The following is a 21,087-nucleotide window of genomic DNA, read 5'->3' as shown; positions in this document are numbered from 1 at the left end:
ATAAAACACACATATAAAGAAATGAGTGAATGATATAAAAAGGCATAAAAAAACGGCCACTGCATAAAAGTGACCGTTTTTTTTATTGAAAAAGAGATTGAAGCTTATAGATCTAGCAAGTCACCTTCTTCCTCTTTCGCATCATCTTTTTCTGCTGGGAGATCTTTTGGCAATAATTGCTCACGAATCTTACCTTCAATTTCAGTCGCGATTTCTGGATTATCAGAAAGGAATTGAGCCGCATTCGCTTTACCCTGACCAATTTTACTACCATTGTAAGCGTACCAAGCACCAGATTTATCAACGAAACCTTGCTTCACACCCAAATCAATTATCTCACCCATACGGTAAATACCTGCGCCGTACATAATTTGGAATTCAGTTTGTTTAAATGGAGGTGCAATTTTATTCTTAACAACTTTTACGCGGGTTTCATTACCCACCACTTCATCACCTTGTTTAACACTACCAATACGGCGAATATCAAGACGAACTGAGCTATAGAACTTAAGCGCATTACCACCCGTTGTGGTTTCAGGCGAACCAAACATCACACCAATTTTCATACGAATTTGGTTAATGAAAACAACAAGGCAGTTAGCATTCTTGATTGAGCCAGTTAACTTACGCATAGCTTGAGACAACAAACGCGCCTGTACACCAACAGAAGAGCTACCCATTTCACCTTCAATCTCTGACTTAGGAACCAAAGCAGCAACAGAGTCAACAATCACAACATCAACACTGTTAGAACGTACTAGCATGTCAACGATTTCAAGCGCTTGCTCACCCGTATCAGGCTGAGAGATCAAAAGGTCAGCGATATTAACACCTAGCTTCTCTGCATAACTTGGGTCTAAGGCATGCTCAGCATCAATAAAAGCACAGGTCTTACCTTGCTTTTGTGCTTCGGCAATGACGCTCAATGTCAGCGTTGTTTTACCAGATGATTCTGGTCCATAAATTAAGAGTATATAGAAAAAAATATCATAAATGGTTCACACCTAAAATTAGAAACAATGTAATAATAAATTTACCTCAAGCATAGACACTTATGACCTCACCGTAGAATTATGGAAATATCCAGCTATAAAATATTTTAAGCCTAAATTCAGATAATAAGTGCGACACTGCAAATCATGCGTAGAAGAAGCCAACTGCTGACGTTGGTACACCTCTTCTTATCACAGAACAAAGGTAATCCCCCCATTTTTAATGGAGTTCAGGTGTAGACTTTAAAGTTTGCGTTAAACGCCTTTTTTGTATCGGTGTAATGCCACCAATGCCCATGTTAGGTCGCTCGTTATTGTAAGTCCATAACCAGTGTGTTGCTTTATCCTGAAGCGCCTTAATATCTTTATACAGGTAGTGGCTTAACCAATCATATCTCACTGTACGGTTAAATCGCTCTATATAAGCGTTTTGCTGTGGTTTGCCCGGTTGGATAAAACTGAGCTCAATGCTGTTTTCTTGTGCCCAACTTGCCAATTTATCACTGATATACTCAGGGCCATTATCACACCGTATCGCTTTAGGTTTACCTCGCCACTCAATAATCTGATTGAGTGAGCGTATGACACGTTCTGCCGGTAAGGATAGGTCGGTATCAATCACGTTAAACAAACAGCAACGTCGACCATCTGAGAGTTGATCATGCATAAAATCCATTGACCAACATTCATTCATTGATTTGTTCTGGCACCGCTAAGGGTTTAGGCTTTTCACGGACTAAGCGTTTATGAGGTTTGATGCGCATGTTGAGCTGTAGCTCACGATAAATACGGTAAACACGCTTATGGTTCCATGGATAACTACAGACATTTCTGAAGTAGAGAAAACATAGCCCAAAGCCCCAGTTACGCTGATTTTGGGTCAGCCCGATTAATCGCTCAGCAATCAACTGATTCTCATCATTAAGTTTAGGCTGATAACGGTAGCAGGTCTCGCTGATCTTAAACGTCCGACAGGCAGATGCTATACTGAGGTGATAAGTCACCACAGCCTGTTTGGCCATCGGCTTACGGTCAGCGGCCTTCACCACTTTTTTGCCATGGCTTTCTGTATGATCTCTGCCTTGAGTTTTTCTTCGGCATACATCTTTTTAAGACGACGGTTTTCTTCTTCGAGCTCTTTCATTCGAGTGATTAAAGAGGCATCCATACCACCGTACTTGGCTCGCCACTTATAAAAGGTCGAATTACCAATGCCATGCTCGCGACACAGCTCCGCCACGGGCACACCTGCCTCGGCTTGGTTTAAGATGCCCATGATTTGACTGTCTGAATAGGTTGTATTTTTCATCGTGATCTCCCTAGTAATTAGCTTATTAGAAAACTCTACGACTAACCTCTATTATTTTTGGGGGGGATTACCTTGAAACACAGTTTCAAGGAGATTATAACCATGCAGGAACGGCGGTGAATTGCTTTGCTTGCCATAATTATAACGGTACAAAATCGAAGACTATTAATACAAGAAGTAAAGGCTTTAGCCATATATTTGTGGATGACATTATTAACTGGGATAAGAAACAGTGATGAAGACAAAATAGTATGTCTTGTTGAAGAACTTTGACCCATTAAAAGTCAGCCTGCTCTTCAGCAGACTGACCTTTTCGTATTTCTTTTACGAAATAGAAGACTAAAGCACAGCACCAATGAACTGTTTGAGTTCTTCTGTCTGTGGGTCTGCAAGTACGGTTTTTGAATCACCTTGTTCCCAAACCTTGCCTTGGTGCATAAAGACCACTCGGCTACCGACGTCACGGGCAAAGTTCATTTCATGAGTAACGAGCACGAGGGTAATGCCTTCTTTGGCGAGTTGTTCGAGCACCTTTAAGACTTCGCCGACCAGTTCAGGGTCCAGTGCTGAGGTAATCTCATCGCACAGCAAGACTTTTGGTGACATGGCCAAAGCACGAGCGATGGCGACACGTTGCTGCTGTCCACCCGAAAGCTTTTCTGGGTAACTGTCGAACTTATCCGCTAGGCCCACTTTTTCGAGCATGGCGCGAGCCACTTTTTCCGCTTCTGCTTTGCTCTTTTTCAACACAATAGTGGGGGAGAGCATAACATTTTCGCCTACCGTCATATGTGGGAAGAGGTTAAAGCTTTGGAAAATCATCCCTACGCTCAGGGCAAGCTTACGTACTTGAATATCTTCTGACGTGACTTCGTTACCATCTACTGTGATGCCGCCTTCTTGGTATTCTTCCAAGCCGTTAATGCAACGTAAAAGGGTACTTTTTCCTGAACCACTTTTACCAATGATAGACACCACTTCACCGGCTTTGATATCGAGATCAATGCCTTTCAGAACATGAAGGTCGCCGTAGTATTTATGAACTTGATGTAAATTAACGAGAGACATTAAATTTTTTCTCCAGAGTCTTGCTGTACCAAGAAAGCGGGTAACACAGCAGGAAGTAAATAAGGGCAACCAGTGTAAAGACTTTAAAGGGTTCAAACGTGGCATTGTTTAACATGGTGCCGACTTTAGTAAGTTCAACAAAACCAATCACCGACGCGAGCGCCGTGCCTTTGATTACTTGCACAGAGAAACCAACGGTTGGTGGTGTGGCGACTCGAATAGCTTGCGGCAAAATGATGTAACGCAGTGTTTGTAGAAAACTAAGCCCCAAACAGCGGCTCGCTTCCCGTTGCCCTTTTGGGAGCGTATCAATACAACCACGCCAAATTTCCACTAAAAAGGCACTGGTAAAAAGCGTTAAGGATAGAATCGCAGCCCCCCATGCGGATATTTCATAACCCAGCATAGACAAACCAAAGAAGCACAAAAACATCTGCATTAACAATGGTGTTCCTTGAAACAGTTCCACGTAAATACGTACTACTTTTTGCACAGTGGCATTACGCGTTAAACGTAAGGCGGTTAACGCCAGCGCAACACTAGAGCCACCAATAAAGGCCGCAAACGACAGCACAATCGTCCACTGAGTGGCGAAGAGTAGGTTACGAAGAATGTCGTAATTTGTGAATTCGATCATAGAGTTTTCCTTATTTTCTTTCTCTCACTTTTCCTTATTGAGTAGAACGATAAGCGAATAAGCGTTTTCCAACGGTATTAAAAGCGAACCTGAGAAGGATGGATAAGCCAAGGTACAACAAGGCGGTCACAAAATAGCTCTCGAACGCACGGAAGTTACGAGACTGCACAAGGTTTGCAGCATAGGTTAAATCTTCCACTGAAATTTGTGAGATAACTGCGGATCCAAGCATAACTATGATGCACTGGCTGGTTAATGCAGGGTAAATTTTTTCAAACGCTGGAGTAAAGATCACCCGAGTCAGTGTCTGACAAAAACTCAAACCTAATACCTTCGCAGCTTCCATTTGGCCTTTTGAAATACTGCCCAAACCGGCTCGAATAATTTCAGTACTGTAGGCACCCAGGTTAATCGTTAGGGCGATCATACTGGCTTCCCAAGGAGATAACTTCATCCCCAATGAAGGTAAGCCGAAGAAAATAAAAAAGAGTTGCACAATAAAAGGCGTGTTACGAATGATCTCGACATAAACAGCAACCACACTTTGACTGGCTTTATTGCCATATTGTCGAATAGCCGCGCAGCTTGTGCCTAATGCAATGCCTAAAAACGTGGTTAGTACAGTGAGTAAAACAGTGGTCATAAGACCACTGAAGAAAACATCGCTGTATTGCAGTAGATCAGAGAAATACAACATAGCGAGACCCTTAGACACCGAAGCCTTTTGGTAGAGGAGCCTTTAACCATTCCATAGAAATGTTGTTTAGCTTACCGCTCGCCAAAGCTTTATTGATCAGCTCATTTACTTTTGCTTGTAGCGCCACTTCACCTTCCGCCATGCCAATGTAGCAAGGGGAATCTTTTAACATGAATTTGCTTTCTGGGGCACGCTGAGGCTGACGTTTAGCGATTTCTGTTGCCACCAAGTTACCTGTTGCGATTAGATTCACTTGACCAGATAAGTAGGCGGTTAGAGTGGTATTGTTGTCTTCAAAGCGACGAACGTTAACTGACTTAGGTGCGTGTTTTTCCAGTTCTAAATCTTCAACAGAACCACGCGTTACGCCCACTATTTTGCCTGCTAGATCTTCGATCTTGGTGACTTCAACGTCTTTAGAGCCAAATACACCTAAGAAGAAAGGCGCGTATGGCGTAGAGAAGTCGATGGCTTTTTCACGCTCTGGGTTTTTACCCAAACTTGAGATAACCAAGTCGACTTTTTTGGTTTGTAGGTAAGGAATGCGGTTTGCGCTGGTGACTGGGACGATTTCGATTTTCACACCCATTTCATCGGCAATGTAGTTCGCCATGTCTACATCGATTCCTTGTGGTTTTAAATCGGTTCCGATTGATCCAAAAGGAGGAAAGTCTTGAGGAACCGCAATACGAATCAGTTTGCGGCCTTGAATGTCCTGCAATACATCTGCCGTTGCATTAAAGACAGAAAAACCTGCTATGATAATCATTGCCTTACTAACCAATTTTATAAATCTTTTCATGATGGAAAAACCTTATTTTTAGTTTATTGAATGCTTAATGCGAAATAACAAGCAACAATCACACCAATATAAAAAATGTTTCTACCCTTAATTGTCGTGTAACAAAATATCTTTTCACAAGAGAGTTTCCATAGAAGGAGGAAAAATGAAAAGCTGGTATTTCACTGTCATGTCGGACTTAAAGAGTGCGTTTTCGTCTTATTGGGTACGTTTATAGTGCGTAAGCGAGAAAATCGATAATTTAAGTTGGCAGATCACCCACAATCGATTACCGCATTAGAAGAGTTCGAATAAGTCTCCTGCTTTCAATCTTATCTGAAAAAGTGCCAAGCAGGGAGTCTCTTTGAAGTAATGTAAGCATCTTTCGAGAAGGGACAACGTAGAGTAGCATTTTTTTCTTAAAGACCCTAAGGACGTGGTCGACCCCCTCTACCTTTACGTTGAATGCCTTATCAATAGAACTACTATTAAGTTGTGCCCATCGCCATAAATCTAAGTGATTTTATCCACACGCCAAGGTGGGATTACCGACCCACCTGAATTAAGAAATCATTTTGGTTCAGGAAACACCCTAACCAGCTGCCAAACACCTTACTCCGTGCTAATGCTAGTTGCCTTAATGAATACTCAGTCACACATCATGATGGATCCACAAATAATCCATTATCGACGAGGTAAGATCCCGCTTGCACCAAGCACGCAGGCAAAGACTCCAGACAATAGCATCACGCTTTTTGATAAAGGATTTTGGAGCACAAAATTTATGCTTGGACTATCGCGAGCGGTAAAAATAGGCATTGACTAATTCCAGCGAGCAACAAGCTGGTTTACGAAGTGATGGATAATTATGGGAATGGTGATCAGTTATGGGAAATGAAGGTCTCCCCTCAAGCACGTAAAAAAACCATATTGGCAAGCAAGGGCAGTCACTTACGAAATAAACGGAAAATCAAAAGCGGCTTTCACAGCCTTGCCTGAAAATAAGTATTCAGCAGAATAACAGATCTCTATCACCACCGTTGGGAAATAGAGTTAGGTTTTAGAGATATAAAATCATCAATGCAAAGACCCTACGCAGCAAAAAAGTTGAGTTAACTTATCAAGAGATCTGAGGAATGTTGCTCGCGTATAACGTGATACGAAGAGAAGCGAGTCTAGGGAACCTGCGAGCAAGCCCCTCTCGTGAGATAATGACGTTTTAAACTTTAGAGTCCTTCCATGGCACATCAACCCACCTTTGCCGACAGCGAGTTCAACAACAAGCGTCATAAAACACGCAAAGAGATCTTTCTTGCTCGCATGAATACCTTGATGCCTTGGGAGAGGTTGGAAACGCAGATTGAGCCCCTTTCCCCCAAAGCGGGCAAGGAACGACGACCTTTCCCTCTTTCAACCATGTTCCGTATTCACTGTCTGCAACATTGGTACAACATTAGTGATCCAACGATGGAAGATGCCTTTTACGAGATTGCATCAATGCACTCATTTGCTGACTTATCATTAGATAACCCAATTCCTAATCACAGCACCATCATGAATTTTCGGAACTTATTAGAAAAACACAAACTCTCATGTTGCTTTTTAAAGAAGTGAATCAATAGTTATCAGAAGCAGGGATTTACTTAAAGGAAGGCACACTTGTTGATGCATCGATTATAGAAGCTCCCAGATCAATTAAAAATAAAGCAGGGAAACGAGATCCTAACATGCACCAAACCAAGAAAGGGAATCAATCGCATTTTGGTATGAAGGCCCATATCGGGGTCGATGCAAGGATTGGTTACCCATACATTTACAACGACAGCAGCCAATGAGCACGACCTTAATCAAACAAAACACCTTATTCATGGCTATGAAACATTTATTGGCGCTGATCCAGGATATCGAGGGGAGCAAAAGCGTGAAGAACTAAAGGATGTCACAGAAGAATGGTTGAGTGATTAAAGACGCATCCATACCACTGTACTTGGCTCGCAATTAATATAAGGTTGAATTACCAATACCATACTAGGGAACCAACGAACAAGCCCCTCTTATGAGATAATGACTTTTTAAACCCTAGAGTCCTTCCATGGCACATCAGCTCACTTTTGCCGATAGCGAGTTCAATAACAAGCACAGCAAAAACACAAAAAGAACTTTCTCTTACTCACATGAATGAGTTGATACGTTGGGGCAGATTGGGAGAATAGGTTGAGTCGCTTTATCCAAAATCTCTCAATGATTAACGCCCATATACTTTATACAGACCAGATACAATATGCGTGATCCTACTATGAAAGACGCGCTATACGAGATTACCCTAATACGGCAGTTTGCAGACCTGTCATTAGAAGGCGCGATCCCAGACCACACAACCATCATGAACTTCCGTCATTTGCTAGAGAAACATAAACTGAGTCTCAAGCCCTTCATAGAAACAAGCAAATGCCTGCCTGACACTGGTTTTTACTTTAAAGGGAGGGTGGAACGATAGTTTATGCCAAAAGAAGTTGATACAAAGCATCACTACCAAACCAGACAATGGGCACAACCTTAATCAGTTACCAGATTTGATCCGTGACAAAGAGTTGTTTGCCTGCGCAGATTCAGAATATCGCGGAATAGAATAGCATAAAGAAACAAAGGAAAAAATAGATTGGTTAGTTACTGAAATGCCTAGCAAGATACGAACTTGAAAAGCAACCTCACATCAACAAACAACCAATCCGAACTGAATATTTAAAAGCGAACATCAGAGTGAAAATTGAGTATCTGCATAGAGTATTTAAATGCAAGTTTGAGTCTCGGAAAGCTTCCTATAAAGATAAAGGTCTGCCTAAAAATGACAATAAACTTATAGTGCTGTTTGCACTTCTATATTGAACTTGGGTACATGTTGATTAGATGATACGACCAGCAAGGAGTTAACCCGCCCGGTTGACGGGAATTAGGGGATAAAGCCCCCAATCCGAATGAAGCATCAAGGGTGTTATCAGGAAATACAGAATATACGTGAGTAATTTCTTAACTTGTCTGCAATACCCATAGCTAAAATAATAACGTTACGAAATAGCAACTGAAATGAACTTATCGATTTGAATTAAAATTCATAGTATGAGTGAAAATGAAATCATAATATCACTACAGATAGACAGTAAATCCATATATAGCACAGTTATATAAGACATTAGTTAACGAAACAAAAAACAGAGAGCGTTCAAAACAATCTATCTTAACGATAAGATTATGATAGATTGAAAATCAAAAATCGTAATGTTATGGTCTAATCAAGGAGATTAGAAAAGTGTTGTCTCCATATAACCAATATGTGATCACCCTAGTGATCGACAGGACTTATAAAATGAAAAATAATATAATTATTAAAACGCTGATAACATCAACAATTGTAAGCAGTATTTTTTGGGGTGCACAGGCTTTTGCGGAAGGGGAGCCCCTTACCAATTTGGAAGTAAAAGGTGAAATTACCTTTTTTACTAACCGCACCGACTTAGTAGAAGCAGGCGTATATGACCGCTACACTAATGAATTTAGAAAGATGTACCCAGGAGTTACTTCGGTAAAAGTCATTGGTTTTGCCGATTATCAAGGTGGTGTTCGCCCACGGATGAACACTGGGGACTACGGTGATGTTGTACTGATTTTGCCTTCAGTTCCATCTGAGCAGTATGGTAATTTCTACGAGCCACTAGACATGTACAATCCTGATGAAATTTACTTCCACGATGCTTGGTCAAACGAAGGTAAAATGTATGGCGTATCTATGGGTAACGTAGTTGAAGGACTAGTGTATAATAAAGATGTGCTTGCAGAAGCTGGTGTAAAGACTCCATTAAAAACCACATCTGAATTATATGCAGCATCAGAAAAGATCGCCAATCTAAACAAAATCCCATTCTATGTGAACTTTGGTGCACAGTGGCCATTACAACAGTGGGATAAATACCCAATTGTTTTGGAAGGAAACTCTGGCGTATACGAAAAGATGCTAACTCAGGATAAAGCGTTCTTTGGCGATACCGCTTACCATAAATCTCTATCACTATTGAAGACCTTGATTGACAAAGGCTGGACAGAAAAAGACTTAATCACAAACTCTTGGGAAGAGTCTAAGTCTATACTCGCCGAAGGTAATGCAGGAATGTTCTATCTAGGCAACTGGTTCATCCCCCAAGTGATTGATCGCGGTATTTCAAGTGAGAAAATTGGCTTTATGCCTATTCCCGCTGGAGAGTCCGGTGAACTTCGCGCTCAAATGAACCATGATTGGGGTTATGCAGTAAGTAAGCACTCTAAGAGCAAACCAGCGGCTAAAGCTTACATCAAATTCATTCTAGAAAAGTCTGATTTTGACGAGCTAGCGGGCTTTATTCCAACTATTAAAGCGAAGGAGTCAACACTCCCTCAACTTAACGAATTTATGAGCTACAACCCTGAAATCATTCAAACTCCAACTAACTCTTCGACCTTTATTGAAGTAACTAACCGCTCACAGATCGACTTTTATTCTGGCGGTTACATACAAGATGTAATGACAGCGCCTGACTTTGACAATGCATTAAAAAAATTAGACGGTCGCTGGAATCGCGCCAAAAAACGAGTTATTAAATAGAATGAATAAAGCCCTGATCTAGAAGTTATGGAACATGCGAATAAGTCCCTCTCATGAGACAATCTGATTTTTCTTCTTTGAGTCTTAGCTATGTCACATCAACTCACTTTTGCCGATAGCGAATTCAACAATAAACGTCGTAAAACACGCAAAGAAGTTTTCCTTGCTCGTATGAATGAGTTGATGCCTTGGGAGCAACTAGAAGCGGTTATCGAGCCTTTTTATCCCAAGGTGGGCAATGGTAGAAGACCTTATCCACTACCTACTATGTTCCGTATGCACTGCATGCAGCATTGGTACAATATGAGTGATCCTGCCATGGAAGACGCTCTGTATGAAATCACATCGATGCGTTTGTTTGCTGGATTGTCGTTAGACAGCGCCATCCCTGATCATACTACCATCATGAACTTCAGACATTTATTAGAGAAACACAAACTCTCACGCCAGCTGTTTAAAGAGGTCAATAAATGGTTATCCAGTGCAGGAATTTATCTCAAAGAAGGTACGATTGTAGACGCGACGATTATTGAAGCGGCCAGCTCGACTAAGAATAAAGCCAAAGAAAGAGACCCTGAAATGCATCAAACTCAAAAGGGCAAACAATGGTTCTTTGGGTTAAAAGCCCATATTGGCGTTGATGCACGAACAGGACTCACTCACAGTTTAAGCACAACAGCGGCCAACGTGCATGACATCACGGAAACAGAGAAATTACTTCATGGTGAGGAAGGCTTCATCTCAGCCGATTCGGGTTATCGTGGTGCACAAAAGCGAGAAGAGTTAAAAAGCGTCAAAGCAGACTGGTTGATTGCTGAAATGCCAAGCAAAGTAAAAGTCCTAAAAAAGCACCCTAGAAAGAACAAACAATACATCAAAGCCAGTATTCGAGCAAAAGTTGAACACCCCTTTAGAATCATCAAATGTCAGTTTGGTTTTAGAAAAGCTATTTATCGCGGGTTAGCTAAAAATGATAGCAAGCTCGCCATGATGTTTGCTCTTGCTAATGTGTTTCGAATTGACCAGATGATTCGAGCCGCGAGGGGTTAAACCGTTTAAAAACGACCAAACAAGGTAAAATCATCCCGATTAGTAGTAGAAAAGTGATATACCAGCCGCATTACCGACTGATATTGGACTTTTTGGAAAATTAAGGCACATTGCTCGACTTGATCGCATGTTCCTTAGAAAAGCACCTTCTTATTAACAAGCAACCGATCCGAACTAAATATTTAAAAGCAAATATCAGAGCGAAAATTGAGTACCCGTTTAGAGTATCTAAATGCAAGTTTGAACCCCAGAAAGCTATCTATAAATATAAAGTCATGCCTAAAAATAACAATAAGCTTATAATACTGTTTGTACTTAGAAACTTCTTACGTGTTGATCAGATGATACGAGCTGCACGGAGTTAATCCTCCCGATTGACCTCTATTATTTTTCGAGGGGATTACCATCTAACTGAGTAAATATCCTTAAAAAATCTTAAATTTAAACTATAATCAAATAACAATTAAATGAGAGTGGACTTTATGAAGAATTATATGTTTATTTTATTATTACTTTCACCTTATTTATATTCTGAAATAAGAGTTAAAGAGGTGACGATAAGTGGAATTGAAAACTCGATAAATCATCAAGTAGCTGAGAAAATACTATTGAATTCATATAAAAAAATAGGTGTTAAGGTTAATTTCATAACATTTCCTGCAAAAAGGGCAATAGCTAACTCAAATTCGGGAATTCTGGATGGTGAAGCTCAAAGAGTTATAGAGATTGAAGCCACTTACCCAAACTTAGTTAGAGTCCCTATTCCATTATTTAGCTCAGATACATTTGTATATTCAAAAAAATTAAATTTTAGAGCGACTAATTGGGATGCTTTTCTTTCATATCGTGTAGGCTTACTAGCAGGCATAAAACATCAAGAGTTAATAACAAGAAACTACAATAGAATATTTGTTAGTTCTCCTAAAATATTAATAAACATGCTTATCAAAGATAGATTAGACTTTATTATTTTAGATGAATATATTTATAAAAAACATACGATAAAAGGAACTCCAAAAGGAATCAATGAGATTAAAAAAGTAGAAAATATTATTTATACGACTACTCTATATCATTATCTACATAAAAAAAATTTATCCTTAGTCTCTCCACTTTCCACAGTTTTAAAAGAAATGAAGAAAAATGGAGAAATAGATAAAATCATGGAATATTTTTTTCTTAATTATCAGAAATAAGCCCGAATTCAAGTCCGAAGTGCGACACTTTTTATTTCAAGCAGCCAAACGATACAACGAAGAATTTAAGATAGCAGCGGTTAAATAGGTAACTGAAGGTGGTTATTCAATTGCTGATGTCGCTAAGCGTTTAGGGATAACGACTAAAAGCCTTTATAACTGGTATGATCGCTATGGTGAAAACGCTCACTCCTACCAAGAAAAACAATCTAATTCTGATGAGTTGCGCAGACTTAAAGCAGAGCTTAAACGTGTAACAGAAGAGCGCGACATCTTAAAGGAAGCAGCTGTAGATTCAATCTGTCAACGCAACACTCTTTTCAATGACTTCTTTGGGTGTTTTAAAATCTAAACTTTTTCTTGGTCTACCATTTAGTTGAGTAGCCACTTCATCAAGTCGTTGCTGAGAATGCTGACCTAGACAGATCTTTTTAGGAAAATACTGTCTAATTAAGCTATTCGTATTTTCATTTGTACCTCTTTGTCAAGGGCTTTGAGGGTCACAAAAGAAAACGGGGACTTGTGTATAATTAGTAAATTCAATATGTTTTGCTAATTCCATACCGCGATCCCAAGTTAGAGATTGTCTTAATTTAGACGGCAAACTTTTAAATTTACTTATCAACGCTTCTGTTACTGAGGTCGAGTCTTTGCCCTTTAATTTAAGAATAATGGTATATCGAGATTTTCTGTCTACTAATGTCGCTATATGCGTGTTTTTTGATCCAGTCACTAGATCGCCTTCCCAATGACCTAACGTTCGACGGCTTTCAACATGTTTTGGGCGTTTGTGAATAGATACACCATTAACAATATTGATCGTGCCGCGATCGCCTTTACGAGAGTGATTTTTGCCTTGTCTAAGACTATGAGACCGCAGTAAATGCTTGATAGCAAGTGGTTTAAGGCTTTTCGAGTCCGGATGTAAATTGTCTTATATATTGTTTCTGTAGAAATTCGCATTGATTTTCGACGAGGCATTGTTCTTTTAAGTCAGCCTAAACTTAATGATGAGAATCAGTTGATTGCTGAGCGATTAATCGGGCTGACCCAAAATCAGCGTAACTGGGGCTTTAGGCTATGTTTTCTCTACTTCAGAAATGTCTGTAGTTATCCATGGAACCATAAGCGTGTTTACCGTATTTATCGTGAACTACAGCTCAACATGCGCATCAAACCTCATAAACGCTTAGTCCGTGAAAAGCCTAAACCCTTAGCGGTGCCAGAACAAATCAATGAATGAATGTTGGCCAATGGATTTTATGCATGATCAACTCTCAGATGGTCGACGTTGCCGTTTGTTTAACGTGATTGATGCCGACCTATCCTTACCGGCAGAACGTGTCATACGCGCACTCAATCAGATTATTGAGTGGCGAGGTAAACCTAAAGCGATACGGTGTGGTAATGGCCCTGAGTATATCAGTGATAAATTGGCAAGTTGGGCACAAGAAAACAGCATTGAACTCAGTTTTATCCAACCGGGCAAACCACAGCAAAACGCTTACATAGAGCGATTTAACCGTACAGTGAGATATGATTGGCTGAGTCATTACTTGTACGAAGATATTAAAGCGCTTCAAGATAAAGTAACGCACTGGTTATGGACTTACAATAACGAGCGACCTAACATGGGCATTGGTGGCATTACACCGATACAAAAAAGGCGTTTAACGCAAACTTTAAAGTCTACACCTGAACTCCATTAAAAATGGGGGGATTACCGCATGGTTTAGATCTTTTTGCCACTCTCCAAGCGCGGTTATTAGCATCAACGGCCTTATAATACCTTCGCCCTCGATTACGTTGCACCTCCCTAGAGATGGTTGACGGAGCCCGATTTAATAATCGAGCAATAGCTCGAATGCTCATTTTTGTTGACAGGCCTACACGTATTTCTTCTCTTTCTTCAATCGTTAAATGATTGCTTCTACGCTTGCGAACCAGTGGTTTTATGCCACCGGTATCTCTGAGAAGTGTAAAAATAGTACCTGGTTTAGAGCTCAAAGAATGAGCGATACCACTAAACCCAATACCGTTTTTTCAGGAGTCAAAAACAAACTATTTTTCTTTTTTGGTAAACATGCGCTTCATTGAATATTCCTCCGCCAATCAATATTTTCATATCAATGTTGCATTGACCAATTGAATCTACAGCCATGTTCTTTGCCACCGAGTCGAAGAAAAATACACGCTCATAAAAGCTCGTCGACAAAAGTATCCAGTGCGCACGCTTTGCCGCGTATTAGAAGTTCATCCCAGTGGTTTTTATGCTTGGCTTTCAAACCCTGTAAGTAAACGCGTTAAAGAGGATGACTATTTACGGGGTTTTATAAAACAATATTGGTTAGAAAGTGGCTGTGTTTATGGCTATCGCAAGGTCTATAAAGATTTACGAGCAACAGGTAAACTGTGTGGTAAGAACCGCGTATATCGATTGATGCGAACGGAAGGGCTTCAAGCTCAACGAGGCTATAAGGAGCTTTGCGCCCATCCCCTCAAAATTAACCTTAAGAACAATTTTTAATCCAACACATATTTGATTTTTTTAAATCCAATAGTTTCGCGTGCGAAACCCAACGGAGTGGAACTGAGATAGTAAAACTACCCGCTTTTCATCAAGTACTATCCGTTTGGAGTGGAATCGGGGTAGTAAACCATCCGCTTTAGATTGAGAGAATCATTAGGGTGTGGGTAAGTGTTACTAGTCAAGCTATTGTCATCGAGCAGGTGAAGCTCAAGAAATTTACGTGTGATTTCTTGGGTATACTTAAATAAACCATAGTTCAAAGAGTTTTATATTAGCTATTTTTTACAGTAGATCAGTATTTAGCTCTGATACTGTTTTAGTCACACTCTCTGCTCCCACTTTTATTTCAGACATGATTCCAGTAATAGCTTCCACTTGATTTAGCCCTGCACTCGTCACATTAGCTACCTCTAACATAGTGTTTGATGCTTCTTCTGTTAATTTTTGGTTATTAGTAACAACCATTCCTATTTCTCCTGTCGAAGCACTTGTGCGTGCTGCAAGTGTCCTCACTTCATCTGCCACTACAGCAAAGCCCCTACCTTGCTCTCCAGCCCTTGCTGCCTCTATTGCTGCATTTAGTGCGAGTAAGTTAGTCTGTTCAGCGATAGAGCTAATAGTAGATACAATATTAGCGATATTCTTAGACTGCTCATTTAGTGTACCAATCACCTTCATTGCTTTATCTACATGCTGAGAAATCTGATTTGACGTTGCAACCGTTTGCTCAAGTTCTCGCACACCTTCTGACGCAACTTGCTCGGTTTCTACCGCTGTAGATTGTGCAATTTCTGTTACATGCATTACTAGTTGTTCTTTTTCTACTTGCTTAGATACATCACTCGCAAATTTGATTACCCTATGAACATTACCCTCTGAATCAAAAATGGGGTTATAGGTCGCTTCTATCCATATTGAAGCACCCGATTTAGCTTTACGTTCAAAGCGCCCTGAAACAAAATTACCAGCAGCAAGGTTTTGCCAAAAATTTGGGTTTTCATCATAAAAACGTTGATCGCAGAAAATTCGATGGTGCTTGCCCTTAATTTCAGGTAACTGATATTCAAGCGCGGTAAGAAAATTATCATTTGCAGTCACGATATTTCCATAGCAATCAAACTCAATAACCGCTTGCGACCGATTTAAGGCATCAACTATGGAAAATTTGTCTTCAACTTCAATTTTTTCAGCTGTAATATCTGAGGCAATCTTTACCACCTTAACTACTTCACCATTCTCGAGCACAGGGAAATATGAAGCACTAAGCCAAAGCTTACCTCCCTCCTTGTTATACCTTAAAAACTGCCCTGTTTGTCCTTTTCCAGATGACAAAGACTGCCAAAATTCGCGATATTCAGTTGTTCGTACTAACTCATCAGAACAAAAAATCTGATGATGCTTACCGATTACTTCACATCTAGAATAGCCAACTACCTCTAAAAAAATATCATTAACATCAATAATTTCACCTTTGGGTGTAAATTCTATCTTCGCAACAGCACTTTCAATAGCTGTTATTAGTGACGTTAATTTCAAGACCTGCTCTTCAAGCTCTGAAGTCTTCAATTTAGACTTACCAAACATTATAATCCCCCATGTTTATTTATTTTTCAATATAGGTTCAGTGTAGCATGTCCTTAAAAATTAACTGGCCATTTATTAACCCGCAAATTCAGATAATAAGTGCACCACTCATTGTTGAGTAGATGGCGTGAGATCAACTGCCAATAGGTGATTCAGTGATTCAGTGATTCAGTGATTCAGTGATTCAGTGATTCAGTGATTCAGTGATTCAGTGATTCAGTGATTCAGTGATTCAGTTTATAGTAGACAAGGCTCAGAAACAGGAAAGCTTATAAAGATAATTAATCACATTCTCATCAAGGTCAGAAAACCAACAAGAAGCGCTTTTATAACAAGTCAGATATATGTCTAGTACGGCCCTTAATCGAGATTGCGAAATTAGCAAAAGCCAAAAATAGTTAATAAGGCAAAGAAAAAACCACTTAATATTTGCAATTAAAAAGTGGCTTGAGAAACTATCTCCTTAACTTCACTGGTGCGTCCATATATATCCTATTAGGGTTACGTCGTTAAAGCTTCAGTTTTTAAAAATTATCGATCAATGCGGAACAGCAATGACCATACACATTTTTGTTTGAGTAAAGACAAATCTTTAAGCACACTGTTTATAGCTATTCATGTAACTTAAATTCACGAACTTTTTCAGTCAGAACAATTGCTAGTCTATCTAAATGAATCGCATCTTCAGCTGCACTAATGGATTTCTGCTGCAGCGACAACGATATCTCACTAATTGATTCAGAATTGCTGTTTATCTCACTTGTCACTGCTGTTTGCTCTTCCGCAGCTGTTGCAATGTGAACTGCCATGTCACTTATTCTCTTAATTGATGTATCAATATCGAGAAACGCTTTAGTTACTTTTTTAGTTTCCAGTTCAGCGCTACTTACAGACTTATCACACCCTATCATCGCTTCCACAGCCATATGACTTATCCCTTGGAGATCAGCTAATGTCTTAGTAATTTCTTCTGTAGATGCATGAGTGCGCTGAGACAAAACTCTCACTTCATCAGCAACCACTGCAAATCCACGCCCCATTTCACCAGCTCTAGCTGCTTCTATGGCTGCGTTTAATGCAAGCAAGTTGGTCTGCTCTGCGATACCTTGAATAACACTTACTATAGAGTTAATTTCCTCATTTTTGCTGTTAAGTACACCAATAACATTTTTAGCCTCAGCTATTTTTGAAATAAGCAGCGTCATAGACTGCTGGCTACTTTCAGAAATTATTCGAGTACTAGTACTCAAACCAACCGCACTTTCTGCGTCTTTGGCGGTGATTTCAGCATTCGATGCAATCTCATCGGTTGCAGTAGACATTTGTGTAATAGCAGTCGCAACCATAGTAATTTCATCTTGTTGAGAAGTAAGGTCTTTGCTAGTTAACTCTGACGACAGCTTGGATATCTGCGCTTTTTTTGCTACCTCTAAAGAGACATCATGAACATTAATGATTACCTCCTGTATCTTAGCAACGAAATGATTGAAGTTGCTAGCCAGCTGCCCAACTTCATCTTTACTTAAAATGTCAATTCTAACGGTTAGGTCACCTTCTCCCTTTGCAATATCTACTAGAGCATCATTAACTCTTAACAAACCTGACAATAAGTAATTCACCAGACAAGCCAATAGAAGAATAGAAATGATTATTAATAAAATCGATATGACTACAGTTTTTATTATCAATGAATTAATCGTGGAGAATAATAACCCCTTATTCTCTATAGCGACAATAAACCACCCTGTTTTACTTATGCGGTCAGCTGTGACTACATATTCTAGGCTATCAATCAGAACTTCATCTAGTTTTTTTTCATCTGCTAAAGCACTTACCATTGACATCGACAAGGCTGGATAAACGTCACTTATTACTTTGTTGGTTAACCCTAGGTTTGCATGAGATATAATAACGCCACTTTTTGACACAATGAATTTCAACCCTTCTCCAATTGGCTTATTCTCAGAAACAATAGAATTAATATCCTCTAATCCTATTGCCGCACCTAGAACAGCATCATTTCCATCCGCAGTTTTAGCTTTTTGGCTCAGTTGAATAACCATTTTCTTTAACGTTGTTCCATATATAGGCTCTGAGATATAGCCTTGAACTGTGGCCTTTTCCATCCAAGGTGAACCTGGAGCCCATGCTCTTTCTCCACCTTTCAAACTATAAATAACGTTATTCTTTAAACTAAAGAATACATTATCGAAGCCAGCTCCTTGACCAGTTTGCTTTGCGCTAATCTTAAAAGCATCTAACTTACTCATTAGAGGATAAACAGTAGCTCCAGCATTGATCGCAGCCAGCTTATTATCTAGCCAAAGGTCTATAATTTCCCTCCCTGAAGAAACATTTTCCCTCATGGAATACGCTGTATTGTCTACCTCAGTATTATAGAACGTAAAAACGCCATAAAATGATATACTAATCGACACTAAGAAAAGAAGAATCGCATTCACAATAACAATTTTTTTAGATAATCCCATATTAAAAACCTTTTAAATAAAAAATAACGCCTAAATTTAGATACTAAAAGCAACACTACAAATCAGATGTAAACGAAGCCAACTGCTGACGTTGGTACACTTCTTCTTACCAAAAAAAATTTATAATTCTACAAGTGAGTTCGATTTTTTCTCCAACGCTGACTTTTATTTAGCTTGTTTAGAATGGAATTCCATTCTTTCTTGAGAGTTTTACAGTATACTTCCTACATTGCAGCAATAAGTGACACACTTTTCTTATGAAATATCCAGTTGCATAAGAAAAAATCTAGTAAGTAATTCCTAGATATCAGTAATTATAAAAGCATCTCTAAAAAACCAAATATTCTCTTAGCTAATTTCTAAAACGAGTAATTTGCTAAATCAATATCTTTTTAAGCAGAGCTAGGGTTTTAGCCGACCCATCATACTCCGAATAAAGACATCCTTCATATTCAGCAGATAAAACACCACTAAATCCGGCCTTAATCAAAAGACTCACACATCTAGCAAAATCTACGGTAGTTTCGTTACCGCTCTGATCAAAAGCGTAAGATTTAGCACTGCCTCCAACCGTAATATTAGCAAGGTCTTCCATACCTTGATAACGGTCATAAAAACGTTTTGGCGAATGATGCCAACCACCCATAAAGAAATTATCAAAATCAATATAAACTCCAGAGTTATCCCGTTCAATACTTTCTATTAGCATTGCTAACCACGCACCGTTACTCGAAGGATGACCATGATTTTCAACCACGACACTAATTCCCATTGGCTCTGCTACATCACACAGCACCTTTATACTTTCGCTACAATGACGAAGTTGTTGTAAGTAACTACCATCACCATAAGCATTCACTCTTAATTGAGAACAACCTAACTCTGCGGCAGCCTCTAACCATTGCTTGTGGAGCGTTATCGAGCGTTGCCTTTCTTTATAACTGCTAGCGGCCAAATGACCCAGTTCATCACACATCAGACAAGAAAATCGGACACCTCGCTGTTCAGCATCATGTTTCCAAGCACGTAACCACGGAGCATCTGACACTCTTGAGAAAAACAATAAATTAACGAGATCAACCACATTCACACCAAGTCGTATCGCCTGCTCGACAATATCTCGGTTGGACATTGTTCCGCGAAGCACTTTTTCCGGAGAATCTTGCAGAGCTGCTAAGTATTCATCATAGTTGTCTCGGCTGTCTCCTAAGATAGCTCGATGAAACGCCCATTGCGATAAGCCAAGTTCAATTTGATTATCCATTTACTCGATCGCCTTTATTAATCAAAGAATATATTTAGCTTTGCGTACTGCAGCAACATAATAGTTTTACCATCAATAATTTCGCCACTCTCAAGCATTGAATATGCTTGTTCAAAAGAAAGCTCTAATACTTCAATATATTCATTTTCGCTGGCAAGCCCTCCACCTAAGCTAGGCCGTCCAACACTTGAATAATCAGCAACAAACAGATGATTTTTTTCGGTTACCGCTCCAGGGGACATATAAACAGTCATCACTGGTTCTGGATTTTCAATTCTGAAGCCTGTTTCTTCTAGTGTTTCTTTTTTAATGCACTCCTCAGGAGACATACCATCCAGCACCCCTGCACATACTTCAATCATTAAGCCACTTGAGTTAGCATTTAAGTACGTAGGTAAACGAAACTGCTTAACTAACACCACAGTTTTTCTCGAATAGTTAAATAACAAAACAGCTGCGCCGTCGCCTTTATTTAGCACCTCACGATGCTGTATTCGCCAAGGAGTATCTTTAGTCCTGTAACGATACGAATACTTAGAGTAGGTATACCAACATTTGGATAGTACCAATCTCTTCAAAATTTTCACCTTAGTATTACTCATCACCAACCTTAACAAATAAAAGCTACTACAAGTTGCGACTGAACAAAATACGAAAAAAGAAAAACCCTATAAACAATAGCGAATGAAATGTATTAACTTTAAAAACATTTAATATACAATATCACTTTAAAAACGTAACGTTATGGTTAAAAGGAATAGACAATTAGACATAATAAGCGTAACGATTCAATAGCTACATTGAGCATTTCAGTCTGAGTGCTGTTATCGCTATTTTGCAACTATCTAATTCTACTG

The 21,087-nt window shown here is 39.5% G+C and carries 13 protein-coding genes and 8 pseudogenes; 9 read left to right on the top strand and 12 right to left on the bottom strand.

Annotated features, from left to right (window positions below; translation table 11 throughout):
- Positions 1–104: 104 nt before the first annotated feature.
- The 6 genes and pseudogenes from recA to MED121_RS23170 all read right to left on the bottom strand — a co-directional run.
- Positions 105–974: pseudogene (gene recA, locus MED121_RS23200) on the bottom strand (recombinase RecA); the annotation flags it as partial.
- A gap of 238 nt (positions 975–1,212) precedes the next feature.
- Positions 1,213–2,301: pseudogene (locus MED121_RS23195) on the bottom strand (IS3 family transposase).
- A 339-nt stretch (positions 2,302–2,640) separates the two neighbouring features.
- The gene (locus MED121_RS23185) at positions 2,641–3,369 is read right to left on the bottom strand and encodes an amino acid ABC transporter ATP-binding protein (protein WP_009836244.1); all 729 of its coding nucleotides are present in this window, start codon (positions 3,367–3,369) and stop codon (positions 2,641–2,643) included.
- Positions 3,356–4,006 carry an amino acid ABC transporter permease gene (locus MED121_RS23180; protein WP_009836243.1) on the bottom strand — a complete coding sequence of 217 codons (651 nt, stop codon included), beginning with the start codon at positions 4,004–4,006 and terminating at the stop codon, positions 3,356–3,358. Before MED121_RS23180 ends, MED121_RS23185 begins: the two co-directional genes overlap by 14 nt.
- Before the next feature lie 34 nt (positions 4,007–4,040).
- On the bottom strand, positions 4,041–4,703 hold the full coding sequence (locus MED121_RS23175; protein WP_009836242.1) for an amino acid ABC transporter permease: 663 nt from the start codon (positions 4,701–4,703) through the stop codon (positions 4,041–4,043).
- 10 nt (positions 4,704–4,713) lie between these two features.
- Positions 4,714–5,505, bottom strand: coding sequence for a transporter substrate-binding domain-containing protein (locus MED121_RS23170; RefSeq protein ID WP_009836241.1), 792 nt, complete (start codon positions 5,503–5,505; stop codon positions 4,714–4,716).
- Between the two features lie 496 nt (positions 5,506–6,001).
- Between MED121_RS23170 and MED121_RS23985 the strand changes: the two genes are divergently transcribed.
- The 7 genes and pseudogenes from MED121_RS23985 to MED121_RS24200 all read left to right on the top strand — a co-directional run.
- Positions 6,002–6,310 (top strand): hypothetical protein, encoded by a 309-nt coding sequence (locus MED121_RS23985; RefSeq protein ID WP_131471016.1) that lies wholly within the window; start codon positions 6,002–6,004, stop codon positions 6,308–6,310.
- 413 nt (positions 6,311–6,723) lie between these two features.
- A pseudogene (locus tag MED121_RS24210) lies at positions 6,724–7,440 on the top strand (IS5 family transposase); the annotation flags it as partial.
- 331 nt (positions 7,441–7,771) lie between these two features.
- Positions 7,772–7,906, top strand: a pseudogene (locus tag MED121_RS24695) (transposase); the annotation flags it as partial.
- Between the two features lie 942 nt (positions 7,907–8,848).
- Positions 8,849–10,117, top strand: a complete 1,269-nt coding sequence (locus MED121_RS23155) for an ABC transporter substrate-binding protein (protein WP_009836235.1) — start codon at positions 8,849–8,851, stop codon at positions 10,115–10,117.
- A gap of 90 nt (positions 10,118–10,207) precedes the next feature.
- Positions 10,208–11,167 carry an IS5 family transposase gene (locus tag MED121_RS23150; protein WP_009836234.1) on the top strand — a complete coding sequence of 320 codons (960 nt, stop codon included), beginning with the start codon at positions 10,208–10,210 and terminating at the stop codon, positions 11,165–11,167.
- 494 nt (positions 11,168–11,661) lie between these two features.
- Positions 11,662–12,363, top strand: a complete 702-nt coding sequence (locus MED121_RS23140) for a transporter substrate-binding domain-containing protein (RefSeq protein ID WP_165474644.1) — start codon at positions 11,662–11,664, stop codon at positions 12,361–12,363.
- Between the two features lie 19 nt (positions 12,364–12,382).
- Positions 12,383–12,655 (top strand): annotated as a pseudogene (locus MED121_RS24200) (transposase); the annotation flags it as partial.
- A gap of 192 nt (positions 12,656–12,847) precedes the next feature.
- On the opposite strand, the gene MED121_RS24510 reads toward MED121_RS24200, so the two are convergent.
- Complete coding sequence (locus tag MED121_RS24510; RefSeq protein WP_242603251.1) at positions 12,848–13,177, bottom strand: IS30 family transposase; 330 nt, start codon at positions 13,175–13,177, stop codon at positions 12,848–12,850.
- A gap of 180 nt (positions 13,178–13,357) precedes the next feature.
- Here MED121_RS24510 and MED121_RS23130 point away from each other — a divergent pair.
- A pseudogene (locus MED121_RS23130) lies at positions 13,358–14,072 on the top strand (integrase core domain-containing protein); the annotation flags it as partial.
- A gap of 16 nt (positions 14,073–14,088) precedes the next feature.
- On the opposite strand, the pseudogene MED121_RS24190 reads toward MED121_RS23130, so the two are convergent.
- Positions 14,089–14,397: pseudogene (locus tag MED121_RS24190) on the bottom strand (helix-turn-helix domain-containing protein); the annotation flags it as partial.
- 184 nt (positions 14,398–14,581) lie between these two features.
- On the opposite strand from MED121_RS24190, the pseudogene MED121_RS23125 reads away from it, so the two are divergent.
- Positions 14,582–14,842, top strand: a pseudogene (locus MED121_RS23125) (IS3 family transposase); the annotation flags it as partial.
- Between the two features lie 333 nt (positions 14,843–15,175).
- Here MED121_RS23125 and MED121_RS24785 read toward each other — a convergent pair.
- The 4 genes from MED121_RS24785 to MED121_RS23105 form a co-directional block, all read right to left on the bottom strand.
- Positions 15,176–16,477, bottom strand: coding sequence for a PAS domain-containing methyl-accepting chemotaxis protein (locus MED121_RS24785; protein WP_009836225.1), 1,302 nt, complete (start codon positions 16,475–16,477; stop codon positions 15,176–15,178).
- A gap of 611 nt (positions 16,478–17,088) precedes the next feature.
- Positions 17,089–18,966, bottom strand: a complete 1,878-nt coding sequence (locus MED121_RS23115) for a methyl-accepting chemotaxis protein (RefSeq protein WP_009836224.1) — start codon at positions 18,964–18,966, stop codon at positions 17,089–17,091.
- A gap of 376 nt (positions 18,967–19,342) precedes the next feature.
- Entirely contained in the window at positions 19,343–20,230 is an 888-nt protein-coding gene (locus tag MED121_RS23110; protein WP_009836223.1) for a sugar phosphate isomerase/epimerase family protein, read from the bottom strand.
- Between the two features lie 17 nt (positions 20,231–20,247).
- Positions 20,248–20,832 carry an NUDIX domain-containing protein gene (locus MED121_RS23105; RefSeq protein ID WP_036181771.1) on the bottom strand — a complete coding sequence of 195 codons (585 nt, stop codon included), beginning with the start codon at positions 20,830–20,832 and terminating at the stop codon, positions 20,248–20,250.
- Positions 20,833–21,087: the final 255 nt, after the last annotated feature.

It is taken from the genome of Marinomonas sp. MED121, assembly GCF_000153025.1.
Lineage (GTDB): Bacteria > Pseudomonadota > Gammaproteobacteria > Pseudomonadales > Marinomonadaceae > Marinomonas.
This window is presented reverse-complemented; position numbering and strand designations above follow the sequence as displayed.

What these genes read in the sequence shown, in the direction of transcription:
- MED121_RS23115 (WP_009836224.1), bottom strand. Translation starts at nt 18,966, where the DNA reads ATGGGATTATCTAAAAAAATTGTTATTGTGAATGCGATTCTTCTTTTC.
- MED121_RS23185 (WP_009836244.1), bottom strand. Translation starts at nt 3,369, where the DNA reads ATGTCTCTCGTTAATTTACATCAAGTTCATAAATACTACGGCGACCTT.
- MED121_RS24785 (WP_009836225.1), bottom strand. Translation starts at nt 16,477, where the DNA reads ATGTTTGGTAAGTCTAAATTGAAGACTTCAGAGCTTGAAGAGCAGGTC.
- MED121_RS23175 (WP_009836242.1), bottom strand. Translation starts at nt 4,703, where the DNA reads ATGTTGTATTTCTCTGATCTACTGCAATACAGCGATGTTTTCTTCAGT.
- MED121_RS23150 (WP_009836234.1), top strand. Translation starts at nt 10,208, where the DNA reads ATGTCACATCAACTCACTTTTGCCGATAGCGAATTCAACAATAAACGT.
- MED121_RS23105 (WP_036181771.1), bottom strand. Translation starts at nt 20,832, where the DNA reads ATGAGTAATACTAAGGTGAAAATTTTGAAGAGATTGGTACTATCCAAA.
- MED121_RS23110 (WP_009836223.1), bottom strand. Translation starts at nt 20,230, where the DNA reads ATGGATAATCAAATTGAACTTGGCTTATCGCAATGGGCGTTTCATCGA.
- MED121_RS23140 (WP_165474644.1), top strand. Translation starts at nt 11,662, where the DNA reads ATGTTTATTTTATTATTACTTTCACCTTATTTATATTCTGAAATAAGA.
- MED121_RS23155 (WP_009836235.1), top strand. Translation starts at nt 8,849, where the DNA reads ATGAAAAATAATATAATTATTAAAACGCTGATAACATCAACAATTGTA.
- MED121_RS23180 (WP_009836243.1), bottom strand. Translation starts at nt 4,006, where the DNA reads ATGATCGAATTCACAAATTACGACATTCTTCGTAACCTACTCTTCGCC.
- MED121_RS23170 (WP_009836241.1), bottom strand. Translation starts at nt 5,505, where the DNA reads ATGAAAAGATTTATAAAATTGGTTAGTAAGGCAATGATTATCATAGCA.